The sequence below is a fragment of the Rothia santali genome, from assembly GCF_024199905.1.
GTDB lineage: Bacteria > Actinomycetota > Actinomycetes > Actinomycetales > Micrococcaceae > Rothia > Rothia santali.
Genome location: NZ_JANAFB010000015.1, coordinates 64,238 through 75,067 on the forward strand (window position 1 = coordinate 64,238; position 10,830 = coordinate 75,067).

General features: G+C 73.9%; 9 protein-coding genes and 2 pseudogenes. 3 read left to right on the forward strand and 8 right to left on the reverse strand.

Annotated elements, in window-relative coordinates; genetic code table 11:
- Positions 1 to 92 precede the first annotated feature (92 nt).
- The gene (locus tag NBM05_RS07800; protein ID WP_254166332.1) at positions 93 to 2,117 is read right to left on the reverse strand and encodes a glycoside hydrolase family 15 protein; all 2,025 of its coding nucleotides are present in this window, start codon (positions 2,115 to 2,117) and stop codon (positions 93 to 95) included.
- Between the two features lie 215 nt (positions 2,118 to 2,332).
- Between NBM05_RS07800 and NBM05_RS07805 the strand changes: the two genes are divergently transcribed.
- Positions 2,333 to 2,704 carry a metal-sensitive transcriptional regulator gene (locus NBM05_RS07805; RefSeq protein WP_254166356.1) on the forward strand — a complete coding sequence of 124 codons (372 nt, stop codon included), beginning with the start codon at positions 2,333 to 2,335 and terminating at the stop codon, positions 2,702 to 2,704.
- A 151-nt stretch (positions 2,705 to 2,855) separates the two neighbouring features.
- Here NBM05_RS07805 and NBM05_RS07810 read toward each other — a convergent pair whose 3' ends face one another.
- From NBM05_RS07810 to NBM05_RS07825, 4 genes are all read right to left on the reverse strand, one after another.
- Complete coding sequence (locus NBM05_RS07810; protein WP_254166333.1) at positions 2,856 to 3,293, reverse strand: hypothetical protein; 438 nt, start codon at positions 3,291 to 3,293, stop codon at positions 2,856 to 2,858.
- Positions 3,294 to 3,362: 69 nt separating this feature from the next.
- A complete protein-coding gene (locus tag NBM05_RS07815) occupies positions 3,363 to 3,983 on the reverse strand; it encodes a hypothetical protein (RefSeq protein ID WP_254166334.1) in 621 nt (206 codons plus the stop codon).
- A gap of 107 nt (positions 3,984 to 4,090) precedes the next feature.
- Positions 4,091 to 4,852, reverse strand: a complete 762-nt coding sequence (locus NBM05_RS07820) for an NAD(P)-dependent oxidoreductase (RefSeq protein WP_254166336.1) — start codon at positions 4,850 to 4,852, stop codon at positions 4,091 to 4,093.
- Positions 4,853 to 6,385: a sodium:solute symporter family protein gene (locus NBM05_RS07825; protein ID WP_254166338.1), complete on the reverse strand. Its 1,533-nt coding sequence runs from the start codon at positions 6,383 to 6,385 to the stop codon at positions 4,853 to 4,855. It lies immediately after the preceding gene.
- A gap of 365 nt (positions 6,386 to 6,750) precedes the next feature.
- Between NBM05_RS07825 and NBM05_RS15885 the strand changes: the two are divergent.
- Both NBM05_RS15885 and NBM05_RS07835 read left to right on the forward strand, forming a co-directional pair.
- Positions 6,751 to 6,930 (forward strand): annotated as a pseudogene (locus tag NBM05_RS15885) (PucR family transcriptional regulator ligand-binding domain-containing protein); the annotation flags it as partial.
- A 755-nt stretch (positions 6,931 to 7,685) separates the two neighbouring features.
- Positions 7,686 to 8,180, forward strand: coding sequence for a helix-turn-helix domain-containing protein (locus tag NBM05_RS07835; RefSeq protein ID WP_254166342.1), 495 nt, complete (start codon positions 7,686 to 7,688; stop codon positions 8,178 to 8,180).
- Between the two features lie 39 nt (positions 8,181 to 8,219).
- On the opposite strand, the gene NBM05_RS15660 is transcribed toward NBM05_RS07835, so the two are convergent.
- The 3 genes and pseudogenes from NBM05_RS15660 to NBM05_RS07845 all read right to left on the reverse strand — a co-directional run.
- A complete protein-coding gene (locus NBM05_RS15660; protein WP_309248140.1) occupies positions 8,220 to 9,470 on the reverse strand; it encodes an AMP-binding protein in 1,251 nt (416 codons plus the stop codon).
- Positions 9,395 to 9,847 (reverse strand): annotated as a pseudogene (locus NBM05_RS15890) (AMP-binding protein); the annotation flags it as partial. The pseudogene NBM05_RS15890 and the gene NBM05_RS15660, both read right to left, overlap by 76 nt.
- 4 nt (positions 9,848 to 9,851) lie before the next feature.
- A partial coding sequence (locus NBM05_RS07845; RefSeq protein ID WP_254166346.1) for an enoyl-CoA hydratase/isomerase family protein occupies positions 9,852 to 10,830 on the reverse strand: 979 nt, incomplete at its 5' end.

Genomic DNA, 10,830 nt, shown 5'->3' on the forward strand with positions numbered 1-10,830 from the left:
GGCGGCGCTCCTCTCTCGAAGCTCCTCGGGGAGGGTGAGGCGGTCCCCTCCGGCGGGCGTCGGCGTCACGCCCGCGGGCCCGCCGTATCCCGCTACAGCAGCGCGTCCACCGCCGAGACCAGCGCGATGTGCGCCAGCGACTGCGGGAAGTTCCCCGTCATGCGCCCGTACCGCACGGAGTACTCGGTCGAGAGGAGCCCGACGTCGTTGGCCCGCTCCAGCACGGCGTCGAGGATGGCCCGGCCGTGCTCCACGCGGCCCGCGCGGATGTGCTGCTCCGCGAGCCACAGCGAGGAGCCGAGGTGCGGGTTGTCCTGCCCCTCGATGCCGTCCAGGCCGTCCGCGTTGCGGTAGCGGTAGATCAGGCCCTCGCCCGCGCCGAGCTCCCGCTCGATCCGCTCCGCGGTGCCGAGCATGCGCGGGTCGTCGTGGGCCACGAAGCCCACCTGCGCGATGTGCAGCAGCGAGGCGTCGACCGTGTCCCCGCCGTAGACCTGCACAAAGGAGTTCAGCTCCGCGCTGTAGCCGTGGGACCAGATCTGGTCCGCGAGCCGGTCCCGGGCCGCGGACCACGCCTCGGCGTCGCCGGGCATCCCGTGGATCTGCACCGCGCGCACCCCCGCGTCCAGCGCGGCCCAGATCATGACCTGGGAGTGGGTGTAGACGTGGGTCTCGCCGTGCATCTCCCAGATGCCCTGGTCCTCCTCGCCCACGTGCTCGATCGCCGAGCGCAGCAGCGCCTGCTGGATGGGCCAGGACAGGTGGTCCTCCGCGAACCCGAGGCGGCGCAGGCGCTCGAAGGTGGTCATCAGCCGGCCCATCGCGTCGCCCTGCAGCTGCGAGGCGGGGCCGCTGCCCCGGCGCACCGGGCGCGAGCCCTCGTAGCCGGGGAGGAAGTCCACGTGGCGCTCGAAGTCGTCGCTCTCCCCCGAGAGGCCGTAGACGTTGTGCAGGTCGGAGGGGTCGTTGGCGATCGCGCGCAGCAGCCAGTTGCGCAGCTGCGCGGCCTCGCGCTCGTGCCCGTGCTCGACCGCGACCTCGACGGCGTGCGCGACGTCGCGCAGCCAGCAGAACCGGTGGTCCCAGTTCCGCTCCCCGCCCACGACCTCGGGCAGCGACGTCGTGGGGGCCGCGATCAGCCCGCCCGTCTCGCGGTTCATGAGGGCGCGGATCACCAGCAGGGAGCGGACCCGCGCCTCGCGGTAGACGGCCAGGCGGGGGTCCTCCTCCTCGGCCTGGCCCGCGGGCGCGGTGCCCAGCGGGATGGCCCCGGACGCGGGCCCGGTGGCCTCGACGGCGCTGAACGCGGAGGTCGCCGCCGGGATGGACCCGGTGCTCGCGGGAACGGGCAGCGAGGGGTCCTGGTACTGGTCCGACCACTCGCTCCAGTGGGCCACGGTGCGGTTCAGGGCGTCGTGGATGTCCAGCGGGGCCGGCGGGTTGCGGTGGGAGGCGAAGTAGGTGAGCGTGTAGTCGCGCACCTGACCGGAGGAGATCGTGAAGTCCCAGGTCAGCGTGCCCTCGGGGGAGTCGGTGGGCTCGGGGAGGGAGTCGCCGCGGAAGACCAGCGCGTCGGGTCCGGCCAGCGCGACGACCATGCCGTCGTCGGGGTCGGGGTACCCCGTCGCCGGGTCCGGGGCGCCCTCGTAGCGGGTCGACCAGGGCCGGGTGCGGCCGTAGTTGAACCGCATCCGCAGGTCCTGGTGCATGGTGACCTCGCCCGCCAGCCCCTCGACGCGCCGCACGATCTCCGTGCGCCCCATGAGGGGCATGAAGTCCGTGACGCGCACCGACCCGGCGTGCGTGGTCCACACCGTGTGTAGGACGAAGGAGTTCTCTCCGTAGAAGCGCTCGACGACGCGCGCGTAGGGCTCCTCGTCGGCCGAGATCTCCTCGGTCAGCGAGAAGTCCTCCTCCTCGGGGGCGGCGTCGGCCCCGAGCGAGTCGACGGGGGCGAGGAGCCAGCGCCCGTGGTTCTCGTCCCCCAGGAGCGCCGCGAAGGACGCCTCCGAGTCGAAGCGGGGGGCGCAGAACCAGTCCACGGAGCCCTCCCGGGAGACGAGCGCGGCCGTGCTCATGTCGGAGAGCAGGGCGTAGTCCTCGATGTGTGAAGCCATGGTCCCCAATCTATCGGGAATCCATCAGCAGCCGTGCCTTTTGGCGAGGGGCGGGGTGATATCTCACAGTCCGCGACCCGCCGAGGCGGGGTGGCGCCGTCGCCCCCTGGTGTGATATACCCCCACCGGGTATAATTCGGGGTATGGACGAGACCCCGCAGACCGCCGACGCCGCCCCCTCGACCGACCACCGCGCCGCGAGCGACCACGTCGCCATGACCGACCACGACGCCGCGCCGGACGCGGAGGCCACCGCCGCGGAAGGTCGGGCCGCCGCGCCCGCCGGCGCCCCGGCGCCGCCGCACGGGTACACGCACCAGAAGGACGCCTACCTCAAGCGGCTGCGCCGCATCGAGGGCCAGGTCCGGGGGATCGCCCGGATGGTCGAGGAGGACAAGTACTGCATCGACATTCTGACGCAGGTCTCGGCCGTCAACAAGGCGCTGCACGCTGTCTCGGTGGGGCTGCTCGAGGAGCACCTGGGGCACTGCGTGGCCGCCGCGGCCGCCGAGGGCGGGGACGCCGAGGTCCTGCGGGAGAAGATCGCGGAGGCCACGGCGGCCATCTCGCGGCTGGTGCGCAGCTAGGCGGACGCACCCGGGCGGACGGCACTCGGCAGATGCGTCCGCCAGGTCCGCCCGACGCGCAGGATGCGGCCGTCCGGCCAGCAGGATGCGACCATCCGGCCACGCGTGCTCGAGCGGTCCGCCCGCCTGCCTGCTGAGGAGGCCAGCTCGCCTAGTTGTGGTCCTCCGGGCGGGCGCGCTGCCCGTAGCGCGGCTCCTCGTCCTGCGGCTTGGCCTGATCCGAGCCGGCGGCCGAGCCCCCGGCGTCGTTCCCGGCGTTCCCGGAGCCCTGCGCCTCGGCGCGCTCGCGCGCCCGCTTCCGCTCCCGGGCCTCGGCGTAGAGGTCGGCGGAGCGGCGGTTGACGCCGGTGCCCTGCCCGAGGTCCTCGTCGTTGGGCTTCTCCACGATGATGAGGGTCGCGCAGACGACCAGCGTGACCACGAAGACCCCACCCGCGGCGGAGAGCGCGAGCCGGAAGGGCGCCGCGTTGTCGGTGCCGCCGGCCCCGAAGACCGAGACGCCCACGAAGGCGACCACGCCGAGGACGGCCGCGATGATCAGCGGGCCCTTGATGTCGGCTTTCAGTCCACGCTTGGGGCGGTGTGCCACGGAGGTCTCCTCCTCGAAGATCGGTACAGGTTCATTCTACGCGGCGGGGCAAACCGGCCCGGCCGCCGGTCAGGGGTCGGAGCGGCGCTCGAGGCTCGCGGCGTCGTGCCGGAAGCTCAGGGCGGCGAGGAGCTGGAAGACGCCGGTGATGAGGGCTCCCCCGCCCAGCACGCCGAAGATCGCCTTGGCGCCCAGCTCGCCGAGCACGAACAGCGCGGCGCCCGTGAGCAGCGTGATGCCGCCGGCCAGCTTCCAGTCCTTGGCCATCGCCGAGCGGCCGGTCCCGCGGAAGCCCATGAGCAGCTCGGTCAGCCCCGCGATGGAGTAGACCAGCCCGACCACGAGCACCAGCTGCGCCTCGTCGCGGGCGAAGCTCACGGCCAGCACCCCGCCCAGCAGGAGCATGAGGGCGAAGGACTGCACCGCGGAGCGCTCGGCGCCCGGGCGGTGGTGCACGTGCTCGTTGAGGCTGCGCTGGAGGTAGATCAGCACGATCCCGTGCAGCATCATGAAGATGCCGCTGACCCAGATCACCGCGGTCAGGCTGGGGTCTTCCCAGCTCCAGTGGTCGGAGGGCTGCCAGAACACGGTCAGGAGGCCGAAGGCGAGGCACAGGACGGCCCGGAGCAGCACGGGCCCCTGGAGCGCGCGCAGCTCCACGGCGGTCTCGCGGGGATCGGGTGCGGACATGCGGTGGGCCTTTCGGAGGAAGGAGGGCACGGGTCCGGTCGCTGAGGACCGCCGGCGCCACCCATCAGCTTAACCGCCGCCGCCCGCACCCCGAAATGCCGGGGGTCTCATCCGGCGTCGAGCGCCTCCCGCAGCGCGTCCGGGTCGACCAGCTCGCCGCGCGAGGGGTTGATCAGCACCGCGCCCGGGCGCAGGGCGGCGAAGGCCGCGCGGTCCATCGTCCCCGCGGTCTCCGGGGTGAGCGGCAGGTGCAGGGAGAGGACGTCCGACTCCGCCAGCAGCGCCTCCCGGTCGACCAGCTCGACGCCGTCCGGCGGCGTCGTGACGAACGGGTCGTGGGCGACGACGCGGGCCACCAGCGGCCGGGCGAGCTCGCCGAGCCGCCGGGCGATGCGCCCGCAGCCGAACAGGCCCAGGGTCAGCCCCGCGGTGCCCCGGGGCACCACCGGCAGGTCCTCGGTCCAGCCGCCCGCGGCCACGGTCTCCCGGCCCTCCACCAGCCGCCGCTCGAGGCACAGCATCAGCGACAGCGCGTGCACGGCCACCTCCTCGGTGGCCGCGTCCACGAGGTTGCCGACCCAGACGCCGCGGCGCCGCGCCGCGGCGAGGTCGACCATGTCGGTCCCGGCGCTCATGGTCGCGATGCAGCGCACCCGGGGCATCAGGTCCAGGACGGCGTCGTCGATCCGGGCGTACCCGACCACCAGCGCCACGGCCCGCTCCGCGCCGGCCGGGAGGGGCCGCTCGGCGAGCGGCTCGGTCGGCAGGTCCGCGAGGAGCGTGTCGCAGCCGGCGTCGCGGAGCAGGTCCATGCCGGGGCGGCAGTCGAGGTCGGTCTGGTCGGTGAAGACCACGAGGGGGCGGTTCATCTACTTCTCTCCCTGGCTGATGGTGACGCTCGGGCGGGCGGCGTAGACGACGTCGTTGACGGCCGTCCGGTCGTCCAGCCGGAGCCGGCGGTTCCACTCGTCCAGGACCACCCGGTCGGTCGGCTTGGTCACGAGGCTGACCGCCACGTAGGTGACCAGGCTGGCCGCGAGGCTGTAGTAGATCGGCTCGTTGGCCAGCACGCCCCAGACCATCATCGAGACGATGACGACGACGGTGCCGACCACCATGCTGCTCAGCGCCCCGGCCCGGGTGCCGCGCCGCCAGACCAGCCCGCCGAGGATCGCGATGAGCAGCCCGCCGACCAGGATGTCGTAGGCGACCGTCAGGGCCGCGACGACGTCGGTGACCACCGCCGCCAGCAGCATCGCCAGGGCGCCCAGCGCGAAGACGGAGATGCGGTAGCCGCGCAGGCTCTCACCGTGCCCGTCCGGCTCGCCCGCCGCGGCGGCGTCGGCCTCGGTGGCCTCGGCCGCGGTGCGCAGGCGCTTGCTGAAGCGCGGCAGGATGTCCGAGCTGAAGACCGTGGCCGAGGCGATCAGGGCGCCGCTGGCCGTGGACATCATGGCCGAGAGCGCGGCCGCGAGCACCAGGCCGCGGACGCCCGGGGGCAGCAGCTCCTGGGCGATCGTCGCGAAGGCGTCGTCGCGCAGGGCCAGGTCGGGGAAGACCACGCGGGCGGCCATGCCGATCAGGGCGCCGGCGATCGCGTAGACGACGCAGTAGACGCCCGAGCTGATGCCGCTCCACTTCGCGACCCGCGGGGTGCGGGCCGTGACCACGCGCTGCCAGATGTCCTGGCCGATGAGCAGGCCGAGGGTGTAGACGACGATGTAGGTGACGATCGTGGCCCCGCCGATGGACAGCGGCGAGTAGAAGGACTCGCCCAGGCGGTCGCGCATCGCGCCGAACCCGCCGGCGTGGGCGATCGCGATCGGCAGCAGCAGGAACAGGATGCCGATGGTCTTGATAACGAACTGGACGATGTCGGTCAGCGTGATCGACCACATGCCGCCCATCACGGAGTAGACGACCACGATCGATCCGCCGATGAGCACGCCCACGATGTTGGGCACGCCGAACAGCACGTGGAAGATGGTCGCGTAGGCCAGCGTGGAGGTCACCACGAGCATCAGGGTGTAGAGGAACATCACGATGCCCGAGATCAGCCCGGAGGACCCGCCGTAGCGCAGGTCCAGCATCTCGGTCACGGTGAAGACCTTGAGCTTGACGATCCGCTTGGCGAAGAAGGCGCTGAGCACCAGGATGCCGAGGCCGATCGCGACGACGAGCCACGCGCCGGAGAGCCCGTACTCGTAGCCCAGCCCGATCCCGCCCACGGTGGACGCGCCGCCGAGGACGATGGCCGACATCGCGCCGGAGTACATGAAGCCGCCCAGGCGGCGCCCGGCCACGAGGTAGTCGCTCTTGGAGCGGGAGCGCCGCATCCCCCAGTAGCCGACGCCGAGGATGCCCACCACGTAGGCGGCGATGACGATGTAGTCGAGAATCAAGGTTCCTCCAGGGTTGGGTCGCTGACCGCGGCCGCCGGTGACCGGCGCCACACGGGCTTCAGGACTGGGGACATCTCACCACGGCATGAATGCCTGCCCTATGGTAGAACCGTCTCAATATTGCTCCGATCCAGGATGAATCGCCTCGAGGAGACGCCGAACCCATGAGCCCCGACGCCCCCGCGGCCTTCGAGCGCGCCAGCGTACCCCTGGCCCTGCTGCTCGACGCCGCCGACTACGCGGTGCGGCTGTGCGCCCCGCGCCCCTCCCCCGGCCGTCCGGATCCCGTCCGGGACGAGGAGGTCCGGGAGGTCCGCGTCTGCGCCCCGGTCGTGATCGACCTCGCGGAGCCCGGCCCCTACATCATGCGCGGGGACCTGCTGCTGATCACCGGCATGGGGCTGCCCGAGGACGCGGCGCTGCCGGGCTACGTCGCGAACATCCTGGAGGCCGGCGCCGCGGCACTGGTCCTGGGCCTGGAGCCGGTGTTCGACGCCGTCCCGCCCGCCCTCGCCGCCGCCTGCGACGACGCCGGGCTGCCGCTCATGTCGCTGCCTCCCGAGGTGTCCTTCGGCCAGGTCACGGCCCACATCAACCGGGCCCTGGAGTCCGAGCGCACCCGCGCGCTGTCGAGAATGAACGTCGCGGCCCGGCAGCTGACCCGTGCGGCGCTCCAGCACCGGCCCGCCCAGCAGATCCTCGCCGTCCTGGGGCGCTCGGGATCCGGGTGGGCGCTCCTGCGGGAGGGCGGGGAGACCTCCGGGGCGGGGCGCGTGCCGGACGGCGTCGTCCCCGCCGAGGTGATGGAGGCCCTGGACGGCCGGCTCGCGGGCGTGCGGCACCGGCGGCGCCGCGGGGACCCGCCCACGGTGCGCACGGTGCTGGCGGCCGGGGGCGCCGAGTGCGAGGTCCTCGCGGTCGACGTCGAGGGCGGGGCCAGGGCGCGGGCCGGGGACGCCGGGGCTCCCTCGATCCTGGCGGTGGCCCGCGAGCCCCGGGTCACGGTCGCGGACCACGCGACGCTGCTGCTGGCGGCCAACCTGCTGCGGCTGGTCATGAGCCTGCCGACCGAGCAGTCGGCCTCGCTCGACCAGCTGACGATGCACCTGCTGACCGACGCGGCCCCCGCTGCGGCGGTGCGCCACGAGTCCTCCCGGTTCGCGGGCCTGCTCGCCAGCTCGCTCGGGGACCGGCGGTCCCGCACGGCCTACGCGACCGTCGCCGTTCACCACCCGGCGGCGCCCGCGGCGGTCGCCGCAGCGGAGACGGGCTGGCTGCGCCGGCTGCTGCGCACCCCTTCGTGGACCACCGGCGGGACCGGCTGCGGGCCTACACCACGACGCCGCCCGGCCCGGCCGCGCTGCGGACCGCGGCCCAGCTCGGCTGGTGCCTCGCGACGAGCGAGGAGCACGAGCTCGCCGACCTCCCGGACGCCATGGCCCAGGCCGAGGAGCTCGCGCGGACCGCGCGGCACGTCGGGAGCACGTCCTGGGGCACCGGCCGCGCGGGCTGGACCGGGCGTGGACCGCCGCGGCGGAGCCTCGGCCCGGACGCCGCCGTGGCCCGCCTCCTGCTGGACCCCGTGGGCGAGGACGACGCCGAGGTCCGCCGCGCCCTGCGCACCTGGCTGCGGGAGAACGGCTCGTGGGACCGGGCGGCGCGCGCGCTGGGGATCCACCGGAACACCCTGCGGCGGCTGGTCGGCGAGGCCGAGCGGCTGCTCGAGCGGGACCTGGGCGACCCGCTGGAGCGGGCCCGGTTGGTGCTCGCCTTCGCGGCGGTCGACGGGGAGTGAGCGACAGCGTCGTCGTGCGGGGCGCCCGAACGGCCCCGTTCAGCCGGCCGTGACGGCCCCCTCGAGGTCCCGGGAGAGCCGGTGCTTGGCGATGCGCTGGCTCGGGGTCAGCGGCATCTCGTCGATGACCTTGACGTACCGGGGCACCTGGAAGGCGGCCAGGCGCTCGGTGCCCCAGGACAGCAGCCCGCGCGCATCCACGCGGGCGCCGCCCGCCGCGGTCACCAGCAGCAGCATCTCCTGCTCCCCCACCTCGGCCTCGACGCCGACGACGGCGCAGCGGTCGACGTCGGGGTGCAGCCCGAAGACGTCCTCGACCTGCCAGGCCGAGACGTTCTCCCCGCGCACGCGGATGCTGTCGCTGCCGCGCCCGTCGAAGTGCAGGCCGCCGGCGGCGTCGAGGTGCCCGTGGTCCCCGGTGCGGAACCACGCCCCGGAGCGGGCCGACCGGCTCGCCTCGGGGTTGCCCAGGTAGCCCTCGGTGAGCAGCCCCGGGACCCGCTCGCCGACGAGGATCTCCCCGTGGCCGGGCGGCTTGCCCTCCGTGGCCTCGATCGAGACCTCGAACCAGGGCAGCGGGCGCCCGACGCCGCCCTCCGCGTCGTCCCGGTTGACCGTGACGATGCTGGAGGTCTCCGTCATCCCGTAGCACTCGTTCAGGGCGAAGCCGAACCTGCCGGCGCACGCCTCCCGCACCGCCGGCGTCGCGCCCGCGCCCCAGGCCACGCGGACCCGGTTCTCCCGCTCGGCCTCGGTGGGGGGACGCTGCAGCAGGATCTGCAGGACCCCGCCGAGGTAGTGGATGTGCGTGACCCCGAAGTCCCGGACGTCCTCCCAGAAGCGCGAGGCGCTGAAGCGCGGGGCGAGCGCCAGCTCGAGCCGGTGGAGCAGCGGCAGGAACACCACCTGGGCTCCCCCGATGTGGAACAGCGGCTCCCAGACGTAGAAGACGTCGCCGTCCCGCGGCTGCGTGACCTGGAGGGCGCCGAGCGCGGCCGCCTTGAGCATCGACTCGGTGACCAGGACGCCCTTGGGCGGGCCGGTCGTGCCGGAGGTGTACATGAGCAGGACGGCCTCGCGCCGCGGGGCCGCCGGCCGCCGTCCCGCCGCCCCCGCGCCAGGGCCAGGGGCTCGCCCGAGCCGCCGGGCAGCGCGAGGTGCTCCGTGGACAGGACGGGCAGCTCGCCCAGCAGCTCGCCGTCGCGCTCGGCGATCACGACGTCGGCCCCGGAGTCGCGCAGCTGGTGCAGCAGCGGCTCCCCCTTGAGCCGGGTGTTCAGCGGCAGCCACAGCGCACCGAGCCGCAGCAGCGCGAAGATGAGCGCCACGTGGTCCGCGCCGACCGGCAGGGCCAGCCCGACCCGGTGCTCCGCGGTGAGCCCGGCCTGGCGGAGGCGCGCGACGGCGGCGTCGACCCGGGCGTCCAGGTCCGCGACGGTGAGCGCGCTCCGGCGGTCCCTGAGGTAGGGCCGGTCCGGCTCCGCCTGCGCGAGCCGCCGCAGCGACTCCGAGAGGCCGGGGCCGCGGAGCACGGCCTCGGCGGCCGCGATCCCGGCGTCGTGGGCCTCAGGCGGGGCGGCGTCGGCCGTCAGTGTCCGGGGCCCCGGCGTGCGGGGCCCCGGCGTGGCCCCGGCCCCAGGGGTGCTCGTCTCCTGCTCGGCGCGCACGGCCTCAGGCCCCCTTCTTCGCGACGAAGTCGCCGGCGGTCTTCTGGGGCTCGCCGTCGCCGTAGGCCTTCTGGTCCGCCGCGAGGGCCGCCCGGAAGGCGTCCTCGAGGCCGGGCATCAGGGTCTCGCGGATCCGCTGCTTGGTGAGCGTGAAGGCGTGGCGGGGCAGGGCCGCGAGCTCCGAGGCGATCTCGATCGCCCGCGGCAGCACCTCCGCCTGCGGGCGCAGCTCGGCGATCAGGCCGAGGCCGCGGGCCTCCTCGGCGTCCATGAGGCGGCCGGTGAGCATGAGCTCGGCGGTCTTGCTGTGGCCCAGGGACTGCCAGGTCAGGTACATGCCGGTGATGCTCGGGATGCCGGAGCGGACCTCGGGCTGGCCGATGCGCACGCCGTCGTGGGCGATCCGCAGGTCGCACAGCAGGGCGAGCTGGTAGCCGGAGCCGGCCGTCACGCCGTTGAGCGCCGCGATGACCGGCTTGGTGGTGGACAGGACGGCGTCGTAGACCCGGTGGAAGGTGTCCAGCCACTCCTCGACGTGGTCCTCGGTGAACGCGGCGACCTCCTTGAGGTCCTGGCCGGCGCAGAAGGCCCGCTCGCCCTCGCCGGTGATGACGATGCCGGCGACGTCGTCGTTCGCGTCCAGCTCCTTCAGCGCCACGATCATGCTGCGCTGCATCTTCTGGGTCCAGGCGTTGAGGGCGTCCGGGTTGTTGAGGGTGATGATGCCGATGCCGTCGCGGACGGTGGTGTCGAGCTGTGCCATGTGGCGGTTCTCCTTGCGTCGTTCTGCGGAATGGGAGGGGCTGTGGTTCGGGAGGGGGCGGCGGGCCCGCGGGGCCGGGCGGAGGGGGAGGAGGCCGGCGAGCGCCGGGACCAGGAGGCCCAGCGCGAGCCCGCCGATCTGGTTGAGCACCGCGGCGATGTACATCCAGAACCCGACGTCGCCGGTGTTGAACAGCGTCGCGCCGTCGCCGGTGAGCGCC